The following is a 22,523-nucleotide window of genomic DNA, read 5'->3' as shown; positions in this document are numbered from 1 at the left end:
TCCTCCAACCCTCAGCGCCGCTTACGGATTGCCGAGCTTCTGCTTCAATTCCGCGTACTGCCGCGTATATTCCGCCTCCAGCTTGGCGACTCCGAGCTGATCGGCCATCTTCTCGAAGCTGTTGAACGTCGACTCGAAGTTGGCGTCGGAGCTTGCGAACACCAGCTTGGTCACGTAATCTTCCTTCAACGATTTGAGCTTCGCGTCGATCACGCCGAGGTCGCTCGCGCTGTCGATCTTGAAGTTGAACTCGGGGAAGAACTTCATCTTGGGCGCCATCAGCTTGTCGTAAGCGGCCCGCTTCTCGTCCGACGGATTCCACTGCACCGTGTTGGCGATGGCCCAGTTGTCGATCAGCATGATGTGCTCTCCGAAATCGACCTGGTTCCACGTTCCGTTCCAATCCTTGTTTAGCGCGTCGCCGAAATTTTTCGTATACGTCGGCTTGCCTTCCGGGAAGTAGTCGTTCGGCACCGACGAGTCGTAGTAGAAGTGCGGGCCGTCGGCCAAGCTTTGGAAGTCGTCCGCGCTCTTCCCTTGAACGCCGAGAAAGAAGTCGGTCTGGCCTTCCTTGGAAGCCGCGTATTCGAGCAGCTTCATCGTGCGCTCCGGATTTTTGTTGCTCTTCGGAATGACGAGCGCCATCCAGCCGGTCGGAACCGTCGGATACATGTACGATTCGAACGGCTGCAGCATCTCGAACTTCGTATTCGGATTGTCTCTCGGCGGCGCGGCGTCCTCCGCCGTCGAGTTGTACGCCCAGACGATCGAATCGCCGGCCGCGACCTTCTGGGCCGTCACGTCGTTCGTGTTGACGAACGATTCCTTCGTCAGCAGTCCCTTGCCGGCCATCTCGTAGCCGAATTTGAGCATTTCCTTCCACTTCGGATCGTGGATGGTGTTCTTGACTTCGTTCCCGTCCAAGTAATAGGGTTCGATGCCGAACTGGGGAGCGAACCAGCTCAAATCTCCCGTATGCTGGCTTTTGTCTCCCAGGTAAGGAATTTTGTCGGGATGGTTTTTGGCCATTTGTTCAAGCGCGTCCAAGAACTTCTCGGGCGTGGAGGTGTCCGGCCGGCCGATCTCGTCGTAATAATCCTTGCGGACGACGAGCTGCGGCAGCCATACCGGTGCGAGCCCGGCATACTTCTTCGCCTCGTCCAAATATTTCTCCGTCTGGTAGCCGGAGATCAGCTTGTACGTCTTGCCGTCCTTCTCCTTGAAGTTCGTCAGCAGCTCCGGCCCGTATTGCTCGTTTAGAATGCTGCGGAGGTCGGGCGCGTACTTGTCGATCAATTCATCCATGGAGTACAAGTAATTGCCGTCGATCAATTGCTGAAGCATCTTGTTGTTCGCGTCGACCACCATCACGTCCGGCAGGCTGTTGCTCGCGATCATCAGCGCGATGTCCTTGCCGTCGCTGTCGTCCTGAACCGGCTTTTTGACGGTAAAGGAGACGCCCGTCTTCTGCTCGATCCGCTTGGCGCCCGGTCCCGTCCAGTCGCTATACCAAGCTCTGTCCGAATAAAGGCTCAGCGTCACCGGCGAGTTGTCGCCGCCCGCCGTCTCCGCCGGCGACGATGCCGCCGCCGATCCGGCCGGCTGCGACGCGCTGCCGGCGCTGCCTGCCGCATCGTTCCCCTTGCCCGAGCACCCCGCGAGCAAGGCTGCCCCTGCGCAGACCGTCAACAAGACGGACAAGCTCTTCGTCTTTTTCCCCATTGCTTCGTTTCCTCCCCTTTATCCCTTTCAAAGTATATATCAAAAGGCCCGCGAGCCTCCGATACCGTTCCCGGGCGCTACGCCTTGATCGCGCCGACCATCATGCCCTGCACGAAATATCTCTGAATGAACGGGTAGACGATCGTGATCGGCAGAATCGTGACGATCAAGGTGGCGTATTTGATCGCCTGGAGCGTGGACAGCGGGTCCATCCGCATGCCCGGGGACATATTCTTCATGTTGTCCATAATCGAGTTGTCCGAGAGCATCCGCACGATGATCGTCGGCATCGTCCACAGATTCTGGTTCGATACGTAATAGGCCGAGGAGAACCAGTCGTTCCAGTGGTTGACGGCCACGAACAGGGCGACGGTCGCCAGCACCGGCTTGGAGAGGGGCAGGATGATCCGGGCGAAAATATAGAAATCTCCCGCGCCGTCCACCTTGGCCGACTCCTCCAGCTCGGCCGGCATCTGCCGGAAGAAAGCCATGAACAGCAAGGCGTTGTAAATGCTGAACAGCGCCGGGATAATGTACACCCAGAACGTATTGAGCAGCTGCAGCTTCTGATAGAGCAAGTAATTCGGAATGAGGCCGCCGCTGAAATACATCGTGATCAGGCCGATGATCGAGTAAGCTTTGCGGAATCGCAGACGCTCCTTCGACAGCGCGTATGCCGCGGTTGCGGTGAACAGCACGCCGGCGGCCGTACCGAGCAAAGTGCGGGCAACGGTGACGAGAAACGAATGAAGCAGCTGATCGCTCTTGAACACGTAGCCGAAGTTTTCCAAAGTGAACTTTCGCGGGTACCAGTACAGTCCGCCGCCCGCCGCGTCGATCGGATCGTTGAGCGAGTAGATGAGCAGATAGTAAATCGGATAAAAGGTGGCCAGCAGCGCCAGGACGGACACGATCATCACAATCGCGTTTACGGCCTTGTCCTCCGCCGTCAGCCTGATGCGAGCGTGCATCAAACAATCCCTCCGTTCGGCTTGAATTAAAATAGGCGGTTGCCGGACGCCTTGCCGGAGAACCAGTTCGCGATCAGAACCAGCAGAACGGCCATGACCGATTGGAAAAAGCTGACCGCGGTCGCATAGGAATAGCGGGTAAGCTCCAGCCCCATCTGCAGGGAGTAGTATTCGATCACGTACGACGTCTCCTTGTTGAAGGAGTTGCCGAGCAGCACCGACTGGTCCAGGTTGCCGCTGAACAGTGTCCCGATGTTCAGAATGAACAGAATCGAGAACAGCGGGATCAGATTCGGCAGCGTAATGTGGACGATTCGTTTGATTCGTCCCGCCCCGTCCATCTTGGCCGCTTCGTACAGGTCCGGATTAATGCCGGAGATCGCCGCCAGGTAGATGATCGCCCCCCAGCCGACTCCCTTCCAGATGCCGATCACGACGGACAACGGCCGGAACAGCCCCGGCTCCGTCCAGAATTCGATCGGATGCTTGACCAGGTGCAGCAGAAGCAGCGACTGATTCACCATTCCCTTCGGATCCAGCAGGAAAATCCACATCGAGGCGACCATCGCGAACGAGATGAAATTCGGCAGGTAGCTGCTCGTCTGCACCAGCTTCTTGAACCGCAGGAACGGAATTTCGTTGATAATCAGCGCGAACAGCAGCGGCGCCGGAAAGACGATCAGCATGTTCAGCAGGCTGAGAATAACCGTATTTTTCATCGCCATATAGAAGCTTGGATCCGCGAACATCTCCGAGAAATTCGCCAAACCGATGAACCGGCTGTGGAAAAAACCGGCCGACAGATTGAACTCTTGAAAGGCGATCACGTTCCCGGCGATCGGAACATAGGCGAAAATCAGCAGAAACAGCATGCATGGCAAAATCATCAGTTGAAGCGCCATTTGCGACTTGAACGTTTGCATCGTCCCTTCCCTCCCCGCAAACCAGCATAGCATCCGGTCCGCCGGCCCAGATACGAGACAAGTCTAAGGTTTACTGTTACGAATCTAATCCTTTGCCTTCTTGCGCGCGCAGCGAAAAAACGGCCTCCGCGGCGGAGACCGTTTTTCCGTAAAAGCTTGAAGAAGATTCGGCGTCTATTCCTCCGTCGCCGTCCATTCCGCCGAAAGGACCGGATGGCGCAGCACGATCGTCGTTCCTCTGCCTCGCTCACTGATCGCTTCAAGCCCGTAAGGCTCGCCGAAGTAATGCCGCAGCCGCTCATGGACATTGAGCAGCCCGAGCCCGCCCTCCCGTTCGCGCCGGTACGCCGCATCCGGGTCCAGCAGGCGCTCCCGGATGTCTTCGGGGATGCCGGGCCCGTTGTCGGTAATGCGGAAGACGATCTTCCCCTCCTCGAGGCCGCCTTGAACGAGAATTATGCCTTCGTCTCCTTTGACCGCGATCCCGTGCCGGATCGCGTTCTCGACCAGCGGCTGCAGAATGAGGCGCATAAGCGGCAGGTCCAGCATCTCCTCCTCCACCCGGAACGTGACCGGGATCGGCGCATCCTGACGCGCCTTCTCGATGCTCAGATAAGACTTCAGCAGCTCCAGCTCCCGGCGGACCGTCGTCATCTCCTTGCCCCGGTTCAGCGTCAGCCGGAACAGCGCGGCCAGCGAGCTGGCGATCTCCCCGATGTCTCCGGCGCCGCGCGCTTCCGCTTTCCAGCGAATCGTCTCCAGCGTGTTGTACAGGAAGTGAGGGTTGATCTGGTAGTTCAGCACTTCGAATTCGAGCTGCTTCTTGCGCTTCTCGGATTCCTTGGTCTCCTTCAGCAGCCGCTGAATCTCCCCGATCATGTTGTACATGCCCCGGTACAGCCAGCCGATCTCGTCGCGCCTGGACGCGAAGCGCGATTCGGTGACGGCCGCTTCGCTGAAGCTGTGGCGGACGAGAGCCCTCATCTCCCGGACGAGGGAGGAGATCGGGTTCGTGTACTTCACCGTTAGATAGACGGCCAGGGATATCGACAGCAAAAAGTAGAACAGCAGAAACGTATAGTTCAGCCGGCTCAAGACGGAGACGGGATTGTCCAGATCGCTGACCGGCGTAAGGCTGACGAGCTTCAGCTCGCCTTCGAGCAGGGACGTGACGTTGAGCAGCGATTTTTGTCCGCCATAGATCAAAGTCGTCGAACTCGCGGGATGCTCGAGCGCCCGGAGGAGTCCTCCTTCCAGCACCGAATCGTCGTACTTGCCGCTGGCCGAATAGACGAGCCGGTTGTCCTTGGTAAGCAGGAGAAGGTTCTGATGGGGAAACTGTTTGACCGGGTAGATGAAGTCGGCGAGGACGGAGGGCCGGATGTCCATGACCACCACGCCGAGCGGTTCGAACGTTTTGAGGCTGTGCAGTCTCTTGACGCTGCTCAGCGTCGGTTCCAGGATGACGCCCGGCAGCTCCGCAGGCTCGAACACCTTCCAGTACGACCGTCCGGTGGATACGATGTCCCGGTACCACGCCTGGGCGCCCACGTTCGTCATGCCGTACACGGACCCCAAGTACGTCGGCATGACGGTCGGATCGAGCGGAAGCACGCGGATTTTGAACAATTGGTTGGAGTAGTTGACGCCGTCGATATAGGAGAGCAGCTCGTCCGTGAAGGCGACGTCGTCCGTCTGCAGCTGTTTGGCGCGGCTCATGAGCCGCTGCATGTCTTCGCCGGCCATCAGCTTGTCCTGCTCGTTCTGAACGTAGTGGAAGTAGTAGTTCAGATTTTTCCCGGTCAGGACGACGGCGTCCAGGTTCGTCTGGCGGATCGTCTTCTCCGATTTGGACAGCGCGATATAACCGACCATCAGGAACGGAACGACGATCAGCACGAATAGAACGAACATGACCCAGAAGCGCATGGACCGCAAATTCCAGCGGAACCTCTCACTCATCCGTCCGAATCCCCTTCTGATTGCGGTACTCCTTCGGCGTCATTCCCGCATGCTTCCGGAACAGCCTGGAGAAATAGACCGTGTCCCGGTACCCGACCCTTCCTCCGATCTGGTAGATTTTGAGACCGACGTCCTGCAACAGCTCTTTGGCCTTCTCCATGCGCAGCCGGGTGATGTAATCGAGCACGGTCGAATCGTGGTGTTTCTTGAACAAAGTGCTGAGCCACTCCGGCGTCACGTAGGCGTGATCGGCAATCGCCTGGACGGTGAGCGGCTCCGTATAATGGTCCTGAATGTACCTCTCCGCCGCCTGCAGCACCTGATTCCGCGGCATCTCCCGCCATTCTTCGCCCACTTGGAGCAGCTGAGTTTCCACGAAGCTCTGCAGCGCCTCCACCGTGTCGAAGGCCTGAATCTTTTCCCAGAGCCGCAGCGGATCCCTTCTCCAATGGTCCTGCTTCCAGCCCGCTTTATGGGCCGCTTCGAAAATTTCAAGCAGCCACTCGAAAGCATGGCGATGCAGCTCCCCTCGCTTCGTTACGTTCCATTCCCGCACGAGCAGGGGAAATTGCGCCGCCGCCTCCGAGATGTCGCCCGGGCTTCCGTGCCGCAGCAAATCGACCAGCGCGGGAGCGCCCGACCGCAGATCGACTTCCCGGAACGTTTCCCCCGCTTCCCCTTCCTCGCCGTCCTCCGCGGAACCGTACAGGCGGATTCGCTCCAGCTTCTCCAGCGCCTCCTTATAGAGCGCGCCCGGCGACGCATCCGCTCCGCCCGCGACGAAGGCGATGCCGACATCGACTTTGACGTATTTGCTCATTCTCGCCTGTATCGATGATTCCCATTCGATCAGCTGCGCGCGGACGCCTTCCTTGTTTTCCGCGGGCTCCCCGAAGATGACGATCCACTTGTCGTGCCGGGAAGAGCGGAACCTCACGTACGGCCCGGCTTTTCCGACATATTCGTACAACGAATATTCCACCACGTTGCCGATGGCGAAAAAGACGAGGTCCCGATCGGCCGCGCTCTCTCCGGAGGCGGATGCCCGGAGATTGTTCGCTTCGAGAACCATGATGACGAGCGTATCTGACGCCAGCCAGGTCAAGCCGTACGAAGCCAGCTCCGTCCTCAAGCCCGGCAGCGCCCCGGCGTTCTCCGGCTCTTCGACCAGCCGCTGCAGCAGTTCCTCCTTCAGCTTCGGCATGGCGCTCTCCATGATGCGCAGGCTCTCGAGCTGCCGGCTCTCTTTCTCCAGCTGGACCAGCGCTCTGCCCGCCACCCGCGCCAGTTCGGCCATGTCGACCGGCTTGAGCAAATAATCCACGACGCCGTATTTCATGGCCGTTCGTGCGTATTGGAAATCGTCGTAACCGCTCAGAATGATCACTTTGCCTTGAAAATCAACCGTCTCGTACAGCTCCCGAATGAACTCGAGGCCCGACATCTTCTTCATGCGAATGTCGGTCAGCACGAGGCGAATCCCCGGTTCTTCGCGGACTCGCTCCAACGCGGACAAGCCGTCGTCCGCTTCCAGTACGCGGCCGGCTCCGAGTTCCTTCCAGACCGAATGCCGCGCGAGTCCGTTGCGGATACTCGGCTCGTCTTCGACGATCAGGATCGTATGCAAGGGCCATGCCCTCCTCTCGCAAGTCCGATTGGCCGTTACGGCCGTTCCTTATTGTTCTCCATGCGCAGGCGGAAGTCAAACGTTCCGAAGCGCGCGCCTGCGCTGTCTCCCCAGCATAGCACCGCGGGAAATCGGGACCTATGGGACAATTCTAAGGTTTGCTGGTACAAAAGCGAAGCAGGAGCGCCGAAAAACGTCCGCCATCATCGTGATCTTGAACGCCGCCGCGCTGCCTGAGCGCAATGTCTACCCGGATGCCGCCGGTTTTATGATATATTCATTATGATTTACGAACTAGTCGACCGACCTAAATAATGATATATTTAATATATGTATATTTTACCTTTATCAAAAAGGAGACTGCTCATGAACGATGTCCTGCGTCCTCCCGCCGTCCCCCTCGTCGCCGTCGATCCTTATTTCAGCGTTTGGTCGATGGCCGATCGGCTGACCGACGATTTCACCCGTCATTGGACGGGCAGACGGCATGCGATGACCGGTCTGATCCGGATCGACGGCAACGTCCGACGTTTCGCGGGCCGAGTCGAACCCGACGCCGAGCTTTATTATACCGAGCCGTCTCCGATGCGCCAGCTCGATGTCCGGGTCTCTCCGCTCACGACCCGCTACGAGTTCGAGGCGGACGGCGTCGCGCTGACCGTTCGCTTCACGACGCCGCTCCTGCCGGACGACCTGGACCTGCTCTCCCGCCCCGCTTCCTACGTCGCGTTCGATGTCCGGTCCGTCGACGGGCGGTCCCACGACGTGCAGCTTTACTTCGACGCAACGGGCGAATGGTGCGTCGATAGCGCGGATCAGCGCGTCGTCTGGGGCGAACGAAGAGAGAGCGGCTTGCGCCTGCTCCATATGGAGCACGAGCATCAACAGCCGCTCACCCGCTCCGGCGACGATCTGCGGATCGAATGGGGCCGTTTCTATCTGGCCGTTCCGGAAACCGCCGGCGCCGAGACGTTCATCGGCCCGGCTTCGATGCGCAAAAGCTTCGCGCGCGGAGAGGAGCCGGCCATCCGCGACGGCTTCGCCATGCCCCGCGCGGCTCGCGATGGCAGTCCGGTCCTGGCCGCTACCTTCGATCTGGGCGCGATCGGTTCTTCCCCGGCGTCCCGGCTGCTCGTTCTCGCCTACGACGACGTGCTGGCGATCGAATATTTCGGCGATCCCCGGCCCGCTTACTGGAAGCGCGAGGGCTTGTCCGCGGAAGCGATGATCGCCGCCGCGTTCGCGGAATACGAGTCTCTGCGCGAGCGCTGCGACGCGTTCGACCGGCAGCTGCTGGCGGACGCCGGGCGAGCCGGCGGCCCGCGCTACGCGGACCTGCTGGCGCTGACGTATCGCCAGGCGATCGCCGCGCACAAGCTGGTGACCGATTCCGGCGGGAACCTGCTGTTCATGTCCAAGGAATGCTACAGCAACGGCTGCATCGCCACCGTAGACGTCAGCTACCCGTCCATTCCGCTGTTCTTGCTTTATAACCCCGAGCTGGTGCGCGCCATGATGAGGCCGGTGTTCCGGTTCGCCGCCGGCGACGGCTGGGTGTTCGAATTCGCCCCGCACGACGTCGGCCAGTACCCGCTCGCGAACGGGCAGGTGTACGCGCACAATCTGGACGGCCAAATGCCCGTCGAGGAGTGCGGCAACATGCTGATCATGACCGCGGCGGCAACGCTGGCCGACGGGCAGATCGCGTTCGCGCTGGAGCAATGGGACGTTCTCGGAACGTGGGCCGACTACTTGGCCGAGCACGGCCTCGATCCCGAGAACCAGTTGTGCACCGACGACTTCGCCGGCCACCTCGCGCGCAACGCGAATTTGTCGGTCAAAGCGGTCATGGGCGTCGCCGCCTATTCCCTGCTATGCGGGCTTGCGGGCCATGAAGAGGAAGGCGCCCGCTACATGGCGAAGGCGCGCGAGATGGCGTCCGCCTGGGAGAAGCTGGCGGAGGACGAGGGGCATGCGAAGCTGGCCTTCGGCCAAGACGGCACCTGGAGCTTGAAATACAATCTGATCTGGGACGTCTTGTTCGGTACCGAACTGTTCAGCCCGAGCGTGCGGGAAAAGGAAGTCGGCTGGTATTCGCGGATGAGCCAGCGCTACGGCACGCCGCTCGACAGCCGGGAGAACTACACGAAGTCCGACTGGCTCGTCTGGGCCGCCGCGCTCGCGGACGACGATGCCGATTTCCGCGCCCTTGTCGAGCCGCTCTGGACGTACGCCGACGAGACGCCGGACCGCGTGCCGTATTCGGATTGGCACCGCACCGACAACGCGCGGCAGATGAACTTCCAGCACCGCAGCGTCGTCGGCGGCCTGTTCATTAAGTTGCTGAAGGACCGGCGGCTGCTCGTTTCCGGTTGATCCGGAGATTCCCGTTGTCTGCTGACGGCAGAGTTCGAGGGCAGTTTCCTCCATTCGCCGCCTATCCTCTACATTCCGAGTCAAAACTGCAAATCTGCAGTTTTTTCACCCGTCTACGTCTACACTCGGAGCCGAAACTGCAAATCTGCAGTTTTTGAGGTCGGAGCCGGTTTAACGGAGCCAAATGAGAGAAATGCCTGCACATTTGCAGGCATTTCTGCGTGAAGCCGCACAATCGGCTGAAAAGCCTGCACAGTTGCAGGTTTTCCGTTTGATTTAAAACGGTCCACGCAGACTAATTGGAAAAGGGTGAACGCTCTGCCCGATGCGCTGATGCCGCGACAGTACGCCCTGTCCGATGCGGAGAGGACGTTCATCAGGCAAGCCCGTTCGCTGCTGCACGGTCGATTGGCATCCTGTAAGCTTGCGGTACGGGGCTGAAGCTCCCCCGACGGTTACTCGGCCAGCTCATGCATATCCGAATGGGCGCTGTCGGAGAGCAGTTTCGCCCTCTTGACCATATGCCGCTCGATCAAGTTTGCGATTCGCGCCAATGCCATGCAGAGCGCCACCGCGAAGATGACGAGCGCGTAGAACCCCGCCCCGATGCCAATGCCAACGCCTCCGACGAACAAGATCATCGCGGCCGACGTCAGCCCTTTCACTTGCAAGCCGTCCTTCAGGATCACACCGGCTCCGAGGAAACCGAGCCCGGACACGATCTGTGCGGCCAGCCGCATCGGATCCATCATCGTATGCTCGAACAGGGAACTGAACCGTCCGGCGCTGTAAATGGACACCAGCGTAATGAGCGCGCTCGCGACGCAAACGTACATGTACGTTTTCAACCCGGCGGGTTTGCTCTTGGATTGGCGATCCCAACCGATAATGAATCCTAGAAAGGCGCTTAAACTTACTCGGACATAGATTTCGTAATGCTGGGAAAAATGCTCCGCCATCGTTTTAGAACCTCCTTCACCTTCTGCAGCTTTACGTCACGCCGTAAAAAAATCCTTCATTCCGTTCGGCCGGGCGGCCGCCTTGGCGCAGCCGCCCGCCCGCATAAACGAATGAAGGAAGTGCTCCGAACTTTAATTCTCGTCGGTAAGGACAAGCAGCGAGGAAAAGACGTCTCGCGGTACTCCCGGCGTATCGACTCCGTCCACTTTATTGATCGGCGTATTCCGAATCTCGTATTCGCCCGTGCCTTCGTTCAGCGTCACCGCCGTGGAAGAGCCGCCCCCATCCATGTTGAGCGCTTGATAGGCGCCGAGCTCTTTCATATAGAGCCCCAGTTCCTCGATATAAAAACCGGTGGAGCCGTTGGCGCCGCGCCCGTCGACGACGACGAAGAACACGTTGCCGTCGCTGCGGATGCCGACAGCGGTCCGCGGATGCCGGTCGGCATGGCGGTAATACGTCTGCTCGTCGTAATTCGGATCCGACGGATCGGAGATGACCAACCCGTTGAAGTCTTGCGCGACGCCGTTTTTCACCATCCAATACTGTCCGCCGGAAGCTTCGTACAGATCGTCCTTGTTGTTTTCCCAGTCGGCCGCGTAATTGCCGATCATCGCCGTCCCGTCGTCCTTGATGCCGAAAAATCCGTGGAACGGGTAATCCTTGCCGTCGGCTCCGGGAACGCGGACTCCGTTGATGATCGAGGATCCGTCTTTGATCATATACCCCTCCGGCCCTTGCTCCGTATAAAACTCGCCATTAACGCCCGCAACGACCTTCTCCCCCGGGATAACGGTCGTAGCCGCCTGCACGGCGACGTTCCCCTTAATGACGTCATGGCCTTCGGCATCGACCGTGCGGATGTAATCGCCGTTCGCGTCCGTCGGCGGAATTTGGTTGTCCTTCACTCCGACGATAATATGGTTTTGCGGCAGACTGATGTCGACATCGATGATATTGGCCTTCTGGACAAAACCGTTCGCATCGACGAAATCCATTTGTCTATGATCGACGCCGGTCGAGAGCAACTCCGTCTCGTCCCGCAGCACCCGGAAAATGATCGGATTATGCTCCGGTTCGGGAACGGCGCCGAAATATTGCAGCACCGGACGTTCCGTTGCGGCATCCATCTCCCATACCTGTTCGAAATTCCAGCCAAGCGTCGTTTCGTACGTGGACTGAAGGGCGAGCGCCGCATCGGTGACGGACAGCCCTTTGTTGTTGGTGGCGGTGCCGCCGGTCACAACCGCCCCCTGAACAAGCGCGTTCGACGAGGCGATATTGTTCAGGAACGTCGGCGTGCCGTTCACCCTTCCCGTGATTCGGGAAATCGTGCCGCCGCTTTCATTGTCGATAGTGCCGGCCAGCAGCGCGTTGTTCTTGATGACGGCGCCCGTATAGGCGTAAGCCGAGATGCCGCCCGTATTGTTCACTTCGGAGTAGACGTTCGGCTTCGCATAGGACGATTCCAGCGTCGAGCCGCTTTCCGATACCGCCACCAGCGATCCGCTCTCCACTTTCGCTTTGACGATGATGTCGGTGTAGCTGTTTTTGACGATGCCGAAATTATCGGCGGCGATACCGCCGCTACGATAGCCGCCGGTGACGACGCCGGTGACGAAGCTTTCCCGAATCGTGCCGTGATTTTCGGCAGCGATGCCGGCCGCCCAATGATCGGAAGCGCCGCTGTCGCCGACGACGGCCGCATCGACGAGCCCGAGCCTTTTGACAATGCCGTTATTGACCGCGATGAACGCCGCTTTCGGATGAGTCGAATCGGCCGTGACGGTCAATCCGTTAATCGTGTGCCCGTCTCCATCCAGCGTACCGCTGAAGGAGGCAATCGGCGTAAACTTGCCGGTCAGCTCGATATCGTCGGCCAGCTTGTAATCCCCGGCCGGATTGCTCCGGATCAGGTTCAGATCGGCCGCCGTCGCGATTTCGGTCGGCGCGCTCTCCTCCGCGCGCAGAATCGGCCGTCCCAAGGCGGCGCTCATTTCCCATACGGAGTAAAAATCCCAGCCCAGCGTCGTTTCATAGGTCGTTTCCGAACGAAGCGACGCGTCGGTAACGGACAAACCTTGGTTATTGCTTGCAGTGCCGCCGGACACGGCTGCGCCCTGGACGAGTGCATTCGATGAGGCGATGTTATTCTGGAACGTCGGGCTGCCGTTAAGCCGTCCCGTGATGCGGCCGATATTGCTGCCGCTGCCGTTGTCAATCGAGCCGGCCAGAAGCGCGTTGTTCCGAATGACCGCGCCCGTATAAGCATAAGCGCTGATGCCGCCCGTATTGTTCGTGTCGGAATGAACGTCCGGGACCGCATAGGAGGACTCCAGCGTCGAGCCGCTTTCGGACACCGCCACCAGCCCGCCGCTTTCCACCAGGGCGTCGACGGAAGCGACGGCGTAGACGTTTCGGACGATATGGCGGTTCGTAATCGCGATGCCCGCGCTGCGGTAGCCGCCGGAGATCGTGCCGGTCACGAAGCTTTCCTCGATCGTCCCGTTGTTCGTCCCGACGATGCCGCTCGCCCAGTAAGTCGAGTTCGTATCGAGACTGCTAATATCCACGTCGACGAAGCCGATTCCTTTGATCAACCCTTCGTTATCGACGATGAAGGCGGCTTTGGTCTGGCTTGCGTTCCCAGTAATGGTCAGGTCGGAAATGAGATGCCCGTTCCCGTCCAGCGTCCCGCTGAACGAGGCGATCGGCGTGAACGGTCCGGACATCTCGATATCAGCCGTCAACCGGAAGTCGCCGTCCGGATTGCTGCGGATCAATTCCAGGTCCGCCTGGCTGTCGATGGAGACGACGGCATCGGCGGAAGCTTTGTGTGGAAGCGGGCTAAACGAGATTAGGGATAGCATCAGTATGAGGGACAAGAGCCAAAGCGCCAATTTTCGTATCTGTTTCATTACTATTCCTCCCGGTTTTCTCAATTTGATACCGACAAACGGCCCGCAGTTCCGACACTGTCTCTCTTCCGTGCAGGGCCGCTTTCGTTTATTTCGACTCCAGCCACACCGGCGCCGTCGCCGCAAACTCGCCGTCCTCCTGATAAACCTTCGCCAATAGGTAGCGCTGTCCGCCCGGCAGCCGCACGAAGCATTCCAGCGTCTTGCCGTCATGCCGGATCGTATGCAGCACTTCTCCGCGCTCCCCGATCAGTTCCGCTTTGACGATTCGGTTGCCCGTATCGACGCCAAACAAAGCCTTGATCTCGATATCGAGACTGTCGGCCTGCGGGATACGCGATCCCATCACGGCGCCGTTCACCTTGAACCATACTTTGAGATGAAGCGCCGAAGTGAAGTAGACCCGCTGATGCCTGACGGCGTCGTAGAAATGCTCTCTCGTCAGCTCTTCGACGAGGATCGCCGTGCGCAGCGTGTTTTCCGTCCCCCACTGGCCATGATGGTTGTCCTGGCTGCCTACCGGCGCGACATGCCAGCCGTTGTCCAGCGCCTTGATATAATAATAGAGGCCGCCGAGCTCCTTCGATTCGATCGTGTTGATCTCGAGCATATGCAGCACCTCGTCCAGTTCCGCGTCGTAGGGAGCAAAGCCGTCCAGATGGCGGTCGCCGCAGGACCAAGGATGGTTCCACTGCTGGATCGAATCGGGATACTGCTTCACCGTCTCGTAATAGGTCGGAATATCGTTGTATTGCGTCTCGTAGGCATTGATAAAAAAGTCCATGTTGTACGTGTTCATATGTCCGAACTGGTTGTACCACGTCGTCTCTGCGCCGAACAGCGCGAGGAAGGCGCCGTTCTCCGTCTTGCGGTCGGCCGTCCGCCGGATGTCGGCCCATTTGCGGCTTTTCTCCCAGTCCAAATAATGATCGTACAAATTGCTATGTTCCGTAATCGCCAGAAAGTCGAGTCCGGCCGTATACCGCGCATAATCATATGCGTATTCCGGAACGCCAATGCCGTCCGAAAATCCGGTATGACTGTGCAGATTGCCGAAGAAAATCTGGTATTGGCCGTTCGCTGGAGCGGGCAGCGCAGCCGGGCGCGGCCGTGGCGACGGCAGAGGCGCTCTCTTTACAAAAGCCAACCAGTGAATCATCAGTTGCTGACCCGGAGAGGCCTCCGTGACGACCAGGCAGATGTCATGAACACCCGTGAGCATTCGCGGATCGTCATGCTCCAGCCGACCGGCCAAAATGGACCAACGCTTCCACTGCTTAAACAACACGAGCTCGCCGATACGTTCGCCGTCCGGCCCGCCTGCACGCACTTCCAGCGTCACCCTCTTCGATTTGTCGAGATCGGCGAAGCCGAATTGTCCGCGCAGCTGATTGACGCCGACTTCGGTAAAATCGACGCCGCGATAGATCAGATAGCTGCCGGCCTCGCCGCCCGCAAGCACACGGTCCCGCTGCCCCGGCTCGATATCGTCGACCACCGTCTCCTCGAAGCCGGACGATTCGTCAAAGTCCAGCGCGAAGAACTTGGAGGGCGTTATTTTAGGCTGCACGCCTTGCGCCCCTTGAGGTGAAGCGCTTTCCATACCGGTCCCGATCTTCCCTTTCGAATCCTCTTCCGCCCGTCCCGCTCCGCGCGGCCGCCCGTACGCTTCAAAGCGGCGGATTCGGGCAACTTCCCCCGAAGAGCAGTAAGTAACGGTCACCCGCACATACCGGGCCGCGAAGGAATCGTCGTACCGATCCCCCCCTTCCGGAGAGACCATCCCGTCCGCTTTCTCGACAACGGTTTCCCAGTTCAGATCGTCCGGACTGCATTCGATATAATAATGCGAGTAGCCGTCCGCCCCCGCTGTCGTGCCGATGACGATCCGTTCGATGTCGCAGATTCGGCCCAGGTCGAGCTTCCACCACTTGTAATAAGGCGCTCCCGCCCAGCAGGTATCGGTGCGCCCGTCGATCGCCTTCCCGGCCTCGCAGCCTTCGAGCTCGTGCTCGGCGGTGGCGGTTTTGCCGGCGCTGAGCAGAAGCGCTTCTTGTCCTGAATTGTCCTTCGGATAAACCTCTTTCATCGCAATTCACCCACTCAGCAATTTTGTCTTAGCCCTTAACGGCTCCCATCATCACGCCTTTGACGAAATGCCTTTGAACCAGCGGATAAAGCAGCAGCATCGGAAGGCTCGATACGACGATAACGGCGTATTTCATTCCTTCGACAAGCAGTTGCTGCTCGACAAGGCTCTCGCCTTCGCCCCCGGTCATGGAGCCCATGTCCTCCCGAATCAGAATGCTCCGGATGACCATCTGCAGCGGCTGCCGCCAATCGTCGTCCAAATAAATAAGCGCCGTAAAGTACGAATTCCAGTGCGCGACGCCGTAATACATCGTCATCACGGCGATGATCGGCATCGACAGGGGGAGCACGACGCTCGTCAGCGTGCGGACGTTGCTGCAGCCGTCGATGAACGCCGCCTCTTGCAGCTCGTACGGGATGGACGTCTGGAAGTAAGTCCGCATGATAATCAGATTCCAGACGCTGACGGCGCTCGGAATGACCATCACCCACAGATTGTTGTACAGGCCGAGCATATTTTTGTACACCAGATAGGTCGGAACGAGACCGCCGTTGAACAGCAGCGTAAACGTAAAAATCAGGACGAGTACGTAGCGGCCTCGCAAATCTTTCCGGGACAGCGCATAAGCGCCCATCGTTGTCATCATGATGTTGATGGCCGTACCGACGGCCAAATAGACTAAGGAATTCCGATAACCGATCAAGATGTCGCGATTTTGGAACACCTTCTCGTAAGCGCCTAGCGTCACATGCTTCGGCAGCAGCCACAGCTCTCCCTTGACGATAGAGAGCGGATCGCTGAAGGAGGCGCTGACGATATACAGCAGCGGGTATAGCGTTCCGAGCATGATGACCGTCAGAATCGCATAGATGACGAAATCGTAGAGACGATCTCCCCGGCTTGACGTTCTTCCGGCATGATCCATCGCTTTATCCTCCCTCCGTCACCATAAGCTGGTGCCGCCGGCTCTCTTGGCCAATTGATTGACGATAAGAATCAGTCCCAAATTGATAACCGAGTTGAACAGCCCGACCGCGGCGGAGAAGCTGAACTGCGATCCGAGCAGTCCCATCTCGTACACGTAGGTCGAAATGACGCTCGACGACGCGCGGTTCAAATCGTTCTGCATTAAATAAATTTTCTCGAAGCCGATATCCATGATCGTCCCGAACTGAAAAATAAACATGATCACCGCCGTCGGCACGAGGCAAGGAATCGCGATATGGACGAGCCGCTTCAGCTTGCTGGCGCCGTCTATCATCGCCGCCTCGTACAGATGCTTGTCGATGCCGGCCAGCACGGCGATATAGAGGACGGAGCTGAAGCCCATATTCTGCCATACGTCCGACAACACATAGATTGATTTGAACATCGCCGGCTCCGTCATAAAATAGACCGGCTCGCCGCCGAACAGGCGAATCACATGGTTTACGAGACCCGTCGACGGCGATAGAAATGCCATGACCATGCCGACCAACACGACGGTGGACAGAAAGTGCGGCATAAAAGCGATCGACTGCACGCTTTTCTTGAACCATCTGCCGCGAACCTCGTTGACGAGCAGGGCGAACAGAATCGGTATCGGAAATCCTACGAGAATTTGGAAGCCGCTGATTTCCACCGTGTTCCGGATCAGCGTCCAGAACTGGTAATTGTGGAAGAAGCGAATGAAATGCTTCATGCCCACCCAATCGCTGCCCCAAATGCCCTTCGAAGCGGAGAAATCCTTGAACGCGATCTGAATGCCGTACATCGGCAAATATTTAAGCAGGATAAAATAGACGACGACGGGCAATACGAGCAAATACAAATCCCAATTTTTGCGTATCGAACGAGGCAGCACGACTTTCCGATCTCCTCCTTCCGAGCCTAATGTCATGTCGGCGCTTTTCAATCCGTCAGCTCGCCCTGTAACGGTCGTATGCGGCTTTGTAAATCTTCTGCAGATCGCCCAACCCCATCTTCTTCAACTGGTCCACGTATTTGTCGAAGTCGTCGAGCGATGCTTTGCCCTGGACGAATTCCGCGGTGCGCTGCTTTACCAGCCCGTAAATATCCGATTCCAACGTCTGCTTGTCCGCCGCTTCCTCCGCCGTGAAGCTGAACGGCGCCCACAACTCTTCCGGCAGGAACGGTCTCAGATGCTCCGCCGCCGCCTTGGCCGAAGGTTCGGTCTCGCCGCCCTTGAAGTAATCCTCATAAATCAGCGTAGGCAAGGAACCGCCCGCATACGGAACGTATTTGGAGACGACCTGGTCGAAGGAAGAGCCCTCCGGAATCGTGCCGACGATTTCCGGCAGGAAGTCGTACTTGCCGTCCGCGTTTTTCTGATACGTCTTGCCTTCCAGCCCCAAGTACAGCATCCGGATGCCCTCATCGCCGTAGAAATAATCGATCCAGCGCATCGTCGCTTCGGGATAAGGATTCGTCTTGCTGATCATAAATGCGCCTCGCGAGCCGATATGGCCGCGCGCGCTTGTGAACAACCGGTCGCCGTTCGGACCGGCGAGCGCTGCGTCAAGACCGGCATAGTCGCCGGCATTCGCGTTGGCGCGGGCGATAACGTTGCTGAACGAGAAGCTTCCGACTTGATTCTGATCGTTCTTGGCCAGCACTTTCGTTCCGTCGTTGGTGAAAATTTCTTTGTCGATCAGGTTTTCCGAATACAGCTTGTGGAGGTAGGTCAGAAAATCCTTGTAGCTTTCGCTTGCGGGGAAGTAGCGCAGCTCGCCGGAAGCGGGATCGACATCCCAATTGCCGTTGCCCGTCCCTTTATTGCCGAGGCCGAAGGCGCCTTGCAGCACAAGCATGATGTCGTCGAGCGAATCGGCCGTCATCGGCACTTCATCCTGCTTGCCGTTTCCGTTCGGATCGCCGTCGCGGAAAGCCTTCAGCACGTCGTACAGCTCGTCCGTCGTCGTCGGCATCTTTTTGCCCGTCTTCTGCAGCCAGCTGTTGTTAACGAACAGCTTCTTCGTAATTTCGATGCTCGGCGAATCGGTCAGGCTCGGCAGAGCGTAGATGCTGCCGTCGGCGGTCGCGATTCCTTTCTTGACGTCCGGATATTTCTCCATGACCGCCTTGAAGTTCGGCGCGTATTTGTCGATGAGATCGTTCAATTTGAGGAAGGAACCGTCGGCGCCATACTTGTCGACATCGCTGTCGGGCATTTTCGTCCGGTAGAAAATATCCGGCAGTTGGTCGCTGGCGAGCGCAAGATTTCGTTTCTCCGTAATGTCCGCCGCCGTGTTCTCGTCCCAGTCGATATGAATGCCGGTCATCTTCTCGTATTCCTGCCATACAAGGATGTCGTTCCAATCCGTCGGCTGCGCCGGGCTGAGCAGCACCATCGCGGACAGCGAAATCGGCTCCTTGACGATCGGGAACCCGGTTTCGTTCACCGGACCTGCCGCTGTGCCGGCATTGCCGGCGCCCGAATTCGCCCCCGGATCGGAGGATGGAGCACTCGTGGCCGAGCCTGTACTGGCGTTAACGCTGCCGGTCGAAGTCGAATCGTTGTTGCTGCATGCGGTCAGGCAGACTGCAGACAAAAGCAGAATCGCCGTGACGCCGGAAAAAACCTTTTTCAAGCAAATACCTCCCAAAAAATTGGCTTTTTCATTTCGATCATGATTCTTTTCTTTTAGTTGTCATAATTTTCTGAAATTAGTTCCGCTTCCAATCGCGAATTTTGAAATTTGCGCCAAAAACACCTCCCCGGTCCAATGGTTATTTGGAAAAATCCGGTCGTTCTTCAGAACGACCTGGATTTGTTCTTTTCCCGCGCGTCCTGTTACTTCCCGTCCATGCGGTCCGCATAAGCGTCGTCGTAAAAAGCTTTCTTCCGCAGCGTCTGCTTGTACTTGTATTTGTACTTCTCGCTGCGGATGTAGCTTTCACAATATTCGACGCATCGGTTCTGGGCCGTCGTCACCCGCGTCAGGTGGAGAACGGCCGAGTTTTTTTTGAGCTGAAGCTGGGCGGCAATATCGGCAGGACAATTGACGGCCTCCGCCTCCACCTCGGCCTCCTCTGCCATTAACCCGGAGCAGCGGAAAATCGTGAAGTACAGCCCTTCCTTCTGCAGCTGTTCTTCGTCCGCTCCTTCCATAAGGGAACATGGCGTGTACGCTCGTTCCCAGGCAAACGGCTCGCTGCCGATCGACCGAAGACGCGTAATTTCGTACAGGCTGTCGGTAGCGGATAAGGCGAATACAGCCTTCAATTGTTGGGTTGGGCTGCATTTCCTGAAGCTGATCAGCTGGAAGTCGGACGACAGTCCTTCCTTCTCGATTTCCTGGGACAAGCTGTACGTGCTCGACAGTTCGTTGACGAATTTGGGCAACGAGACGAAGGTGCCCTTGCCCTGCTTGCGGACCAGGTAACCTTCCTGCACCAGTTCCTTGAGCGCTTCCCGCACGGTTATGCGGCTGACTCCGTATTCGTCGCACAGCTCCCGCTCGCTTGGAATTTGGGAGCCCGGAGACCAGAACCGGCTCTCAATCTTCTCCAACAGCTTGCTGCGCAGCTGATACTGCAGCGTCATCGGCAAATTGTCGTCCAGCAATAGCATTCCTCCATCGACATGATATCCGGACAGTATGTGTCCAATGGGCCTTAACTGGTTATAACATTATAACATCGAAATGGAGCTGTCAATCTCTTTCATGTTAAAAAATGTTATCGCTGCGTAAAAAAAAGCCGCATTTCGGCTGTCCGAAACGCGGCTTTTGTTTGATTCAATCGCAGATTTGGAAAAGTCAGCTTGCAGAGACGCGGATTCGGACGCCGTCCGGCCGGTGCTCATAGCGCAGAAGCAGCGTCCCCGTCTCCTCGTCCCATTCGAACGGGACCGGCTCGCTCGCGCGATCCCCTTCGGGGACAGAGGCCGAAGCCGGCCGAAACGGACAGCGGATGCGCGCGACCGCCGCAAGCTCCAAAGGCCCCTTGGCGGTAAAGGAAATGCCGTCGGCGTTCGCCTCGAACCGCTCGATTCGCGACGAGGCGGCGACGATCTCCCCGCCGCCGGCGTCCTCGGCATCCAGGTCGTAGAGCAGTCCCTGCTCGCCCGGACGCACCTCGAACTCCCGAACGATCGGCAGCGCGCGGTCGAGAAGATTGACGTAGCGCCCCTCCAGCCGAACAGGCCGGTCATGGACCGATTCTTCCATGACGGACACGATGACGTACGGCCCTCGTTGAAGCCGGAACGCGTTGTTCGGCTCCCATTCTCCGCCGGCGAACGCCAGCAGCTCGGCGGCAGACCGCCTGAGCCGTTCCGCCCCGTCGCGGCTGCCGGCCAAGCGGCTCGGCGCCTCGCGCAGGAACAGAACCGCGCCGTCTCCCACCCGCGTCAAGCCTTCGGGCGAGTCCCCCGACAAGCCGAGGCATTCGAACAAATGCTCCCGCGGATTCTCGTACTTGCGGCGTCCGGCGTTCCACCACTCGCGGACGCGATGGTACGGATCGCGGTCGTCGCCGACATAGAGCAGCGTTCCTCCTTCGCGCACCCATTGGGCCAACGTGGCGTGCAGATCCGGGTGCTCGGGCTTCATGAACTCGTAGCTGAGAACGAGCAGGCGATAGTCGTCCAGATAGCCGGGGAAGCGCCGGACGTTGTCCAGCTGCACCGGCCTCACGGGCAAGCCGTGCTTGACGAGCGGCAGCGTCAATCCGTAAAAGTCGGAAAAGTCGAGCAGCTCCGTCGCGGTCGCGTTCTTTTCCGCGATCCCGCCCTCGTTCGTACCGTCGTACTTGAGCAGGAAACCCGCCGTTTCCTTCCCGATCCGCATCCGCTGGAACATCGCCGAATCGGCCAGCAGCACGCCCGCGCGCGCCCCGCCGCCGACTTCGCCGCCGTTGCCGCCGCTCCCGTCCGAGAGCGGCTGGTCCGCCATGTTGCCCAGCGCGTGCATCAACGTCAGCAGAATCGTAGCGTAGTCGCCGGGAATGCCCGTCTTGACGCCGTCGTCTCCGGCGTACCGGCCCTCGAAAATCCGCCTCGGCCACGGAGCCACTTCGTAATGGGACACGCCCGGATGCAGCAGCGAAGCGATCAGCGTCTTGACGTAGTTCGTCCGATAATCGGTCCACGTCCGCTTCGGATCGTCCTCGATCGGGTCGTGCAGGAACCACATCCGCCGGCCCGTGCCTCGCGTCAGCTCCTGCATGATCCCGTACTCCAGGAACGCCGTCTCGAACGTCCGCTCGGCGCGCCGCCCCTCGTATACGTTCGCCGTCCGGGAAGTGCCGGTCCACACCTGCGCGATATATCCATCCACCGAAGGAAGCTCCAGCAGGCGCGACTCCGGGCTGACGATTCTCCATTGCGTATAGTTGATCAAGCTGTGCGTCGGAACGAAAAAGCGCAGCGGCCTGCCGTACCGCACGAGCGAATATTCCTTCAGCGCCGAGCAGATCCGGTCCAGGCATCTCGTATAAAGGAACGATTTCAGCTTCGAGGCGCGGTACTGCGCGTCCACGGAACCGTGCGGCGGCTGCCACTCCTCCCCGTAATAGATCCGCCACTCCCGCTTGAACGCCTCCGAGTAGCCGTCCTCGACCCAGATCTCCGGCTCCTCGAGATGGATCGCTTCCACGCCCGCGTCGACGGCGGGGCGAATGCTCTCCACGAGGAAGTCCGCATAGGACAGCGTCGGGATCATGTACGGAATATGCGCCGACGTGCCGTGGATGATGCGCTCGCCGTTTTTGTCCGTCTGGGCTTCGTCCCAGTGGGAGCGGCCGTCGAACCGGCCGTCCAAATAATCGACGTAGTTGCCCCAGGAGACGCCGGTCATCAGGTGAACGACGTACCCTGCCTCCTTCCAACGGCGGACCCGCTCCGGCATCGACTCCCCGATTCCGTACGCCATGACGAAGTCGGTCTGCAAATCGTAAGCGCCCCCGAAGGGTCTTCCTTCCTGAAAACCCGTCCGTTCTTCCTCGCGGCTTCTGGCCGTCATCCGCTTC

14 protein-coding genes are annotated in these 22,523 nt (G+C 58.7%); 1 reads left to right on the top strand and 13 read right to left on the bottom strand.

Annotated features, from left to right (window positions below; translation table 11 throughout):
* Positions 1 to 21: 21 nt before the first annotated feature.
* The 5 genes from H7C18_RS20465 to H7C18_RS20445 all read right to left on the bottom strand — a co-directional run bounded on the left by H7C18_RS20465 (position 22) and on the right by H7C18_RS20445 (position 7,205).
* A complete protein-coding gene (locus H7C18_RS20465) occupies positions 22 to 1,722 on the bottom strand; it encodes an extracellular solute-binding protein (RefSeq protein ID WP_185130964.1) in 1,701 nt (566 codons plus the stop codon).
* A 77-nt stretch (positions 1,723 to 1,799) separates the two neighbouring features.
* Positions 1,800 to 2,693 (bottom strand): carbohydrate ABC transporter permease, encoded by an 894-nt coding sequence (locus H7C18_RS20460; protein WP_185130963.1) that lies wholly within the window; start codon positions 2,691 to 2,693, stop codon positions 1,800 to 1,802.
* A gap of 26 nt (positions 2,694 to 2,719) precedes the next feature.
* On the bottom strand, positions 2,720 to 3,616 hold the full coding sequence (locus tag H7C18_RS20455) for an ABC transporter permease (protein ID WP_185130962.1): 897 nt from the start codon (positions 3,614 to 3,616) through the stop codon (positions 2,720 to 2,722).
* Between the two features lie 174 nt (positions 3,617 to 3,790).
* Complete coding sequence (locus H7C18_RS20450) at positions 3,791 to 5,578, bottom strand: cache domain-containing sensor histidine kinase (RefSeq protein ID WP_185130961.1); 1,788 nt, start codon at positions 5,576 to 5,578, stop codon at positions 3,791 to 3,793.
* The gene (locus H7C18_RS20445; RefSeq protein ID WP_185130960.1) at positions 5,571 to 7,205 is read right to left on the bottom strand and encodes a response regulator; all 1,635 of its coding nucleotides are present in this window, start codon (positions 7,203 to 7,205) and stop codon (positions 5,571 to 5,573) included. Before H7C18_RS20445 ends, H7C18_RS20450 begins: the two co-directional genes overlap by 8 nt.
* A gap of 366 nt (positions 7,206 to 7,571) precedes the next feature.
* Between H7C18_RS20445 and H7C18_RS20440 the strand changes: the two genes are divergently transcribed.
* The gene (locus H7C18_RS20440) at positions 7,572 to 9,581 is read left to right on the top strand and encodes a glutaminase family protein (protein WP_185130959.1); all 2,010 of its coding nucleotides are present in this window, start codon (positions 7,572 to 7,574) and stop codon (positions 9,579 to 9,581) included.
* Positions 9,582 to 10,036: 455 nt separating this feature from the next.
* Here H7C18_RS20440 and H7C18_RS20435 read toward each other — a convergent pair whose 3' ends face one another.
* From H7C18_RS20435 to H7C18_RS20400, 8 genes are all read right to left on the bottom strand, one after another.
* A complete protein-coding gene (locus tag H7C18_RS20435) occupies positions 10,037 to 10,540 on the bottom strand; it encodes an MgtC/SapB family protein (RefSeq protein ID WP_185130958.1) in 504 nt (167 codons plus the stop codon).
* Positions 10,541 to 10,672: 132 nt separating this feature from the next.
* Complete coding sequence (locus H7C18_RS20430) at positions 10,673 to 13,459, bottom strand: phosphodiester glycosidase family protein (protein ID WP_185130957.1); 2,787 nt, start codon at positions 13,457 to 13,459, stop codon at positions 10,673 to 10,675.
* Positions 13,460 to 13,547: 88 nt separating this feature from the next.
* Positions 13,548 to 15,548, bottom strand: a complete 2,001-nt coding sequence (locus H7C18_RS20425) for a CehA/McbA family metallohydrolase (protein WP_185130956.1) — start codon at positions 15,546 to 15,548, stop codon at positions 13,548 to 13,550.
* Positions 15,549 to 15,576: 28 nt separating this feature from the next.
* Positions 15,577 to 16,476: a carbohydrate ABC transporter permease gene (locus H7C18_RS20420; RefSeq protein ID WP_185130955.1), complete on the bottom strand. Its 900-nt coding sequence runs from the start codon at positions 16,474 to 16,476 to the stop codon at positions 15,577 to 15,579.
* Between the two features lie 18 nt (positions 16,477 to 16,494).
* Positions 16,495 to 17,430, bottom strand: coding sequence for an ABC transporter permease (locus tag H7C18_RS20415; protein WP_185131005.1), 936 nt, complete (start codon positions 17,428 to 17,430; stop codon positions 16,495 to 16,497).
* Positions 17,431 to 17,449: 19 nt separating this feature from the next.
* Positions 17,450 to 19,141 (bottom strand): extracellular solute-binding protein, encoded by a 1,692-nt coding sequence (locus H7C18_RS20410; protein WP_185130954.1) that lies wholly within the window; start codon positions 19,139 to 19,141, stop codon positions 17,450 to 17,452.
* A 203-nt stretch (positions 19,142 to 19,344) separates the two neighbouring features.
* Positions 19,345 to 20,118: a GntR family transcriptional regulator gene (locus tag H7C18_RS20405; protein ID WP_185130953.1), complete on the bottom strand. Its 774-nt coding sequence runs from the start codon at positions 20,116 to 20,118 to the stop codon at positions 19,345 to 19,347.
* Between the two features lie 193 nt (positions 20,119 to 20,311).
* The gene (locus tag H7C18_RS20400; protein ID WP_185130952.1) at positions 20,312 to 22,516 is read right to left on the bottom strand and encodes a hypothetical protein; all 2,205 of its coding nucleotides are present in this window, start codon (positions 22,514 to 22,516) and stop codon (positions 20,312 to 20,314) included.
* Positions 22,517 to 22,523: the final 7 nt, after the last annotated feature.

This window comes from Cohnella zeiphila (assembly GCF_014212055.1).
Taxonomy (GTDB): Bacteria; Bacillota; Bacilli; order Paenibacillales; family Paenibacillaceae; genus Cohnella; species Cohnella zeiphila.
This window is presented reverse-complemented; position numbering and strand designations above follow the sequence as displayed.

What these genes read in the sequence shown, in the direction of transcription:
- H7C18_RS20465 (WP_185130964.1), bottom strand. Translation starts at nt 1,722, where the DNA reads ATGGGGAAAAAGACGAAGAGCTTGTCCGTCTTGTTGACGGTCTGCGCA.
- H7C18_RS20460 (WP_185130963.1), bottom strand. Translation starts at nt 2,693, where the DNA reads ATGCACGCTCGCATCAGGCTGACGGCGGAGGACAAGGCCGTAAACGCG.
- H7C18_RS20435 (WP_185130958.1), bottom strand. Translation starts at nt 10,540, where the DNA reads ATGGCGGAGCATTTTTCCCAGCATTACGAAATCTATGTCCGAGTAAGT.
- H7C18_RS20415 (WP_185131005.1), bottom strand. Translation starts at nt 17,430, where the DNA reads ATGACATTAGGCTCGGAAGGAGGAGATCGGAAAGTCGTGCTGCCTCGT.
- H7C18_RS20455 (WP_185130962.1), bottom strand. Translation starts at nt 3,616, where the DNA reads ATGCAAACGTTCAAGTCGCAAATGGCGCTTCAACTGATGATTTTGCCA.
- H7C18_RS20450 (WP_185130961.1), bottom strand. Translation starts at nt 5,578, where the DNA reads ATGAGTGAGAGGTTCCGCTGGAATTTGCGGTCCATGCGCTTCTGGGTC.
- H7C18_RS20440 (WP_185130959.1), top strand. Translation starts at nt 7,572, where the DNA reads ATGAACGATGTCCTGCGTCCTCCCGCCGTCCCCCTCGTCGCCGTCGAT.
- H7C18_RS20420 (WP_185130955.1), bottom strand. Translation starts at nt 16,476, where the DNA reads ATGGATCATGCCGGAAGAACGTCAAGCCGGGGAGATCGTCTCTACGAT.
- H7C18_RS20425 (WP_185130956.1), bottom strand. Translation starts at nt 15,548, where the DNA reads ATGAAAGAGGTTTATCCGAAGGACAATTCAGGACAAGAAGCGCTTCTG.
- H7C18_RS20400 (WP_185130952.1), bottom strand. Translation starts at nt 22,516, where the DNA reads ATGACGGCCAGAAGCCGCGAGGAAGAACGGACGGGTTTTCAGGAAGGA.
- H7C18_RS20430 (WP_185130957.1), bottom strand. Translation starts at nt 13,459, where the DNA reads ATGAAACAGATACGAAAATTGGCGCTTTGGCTCTTGTCCCTCATACTG.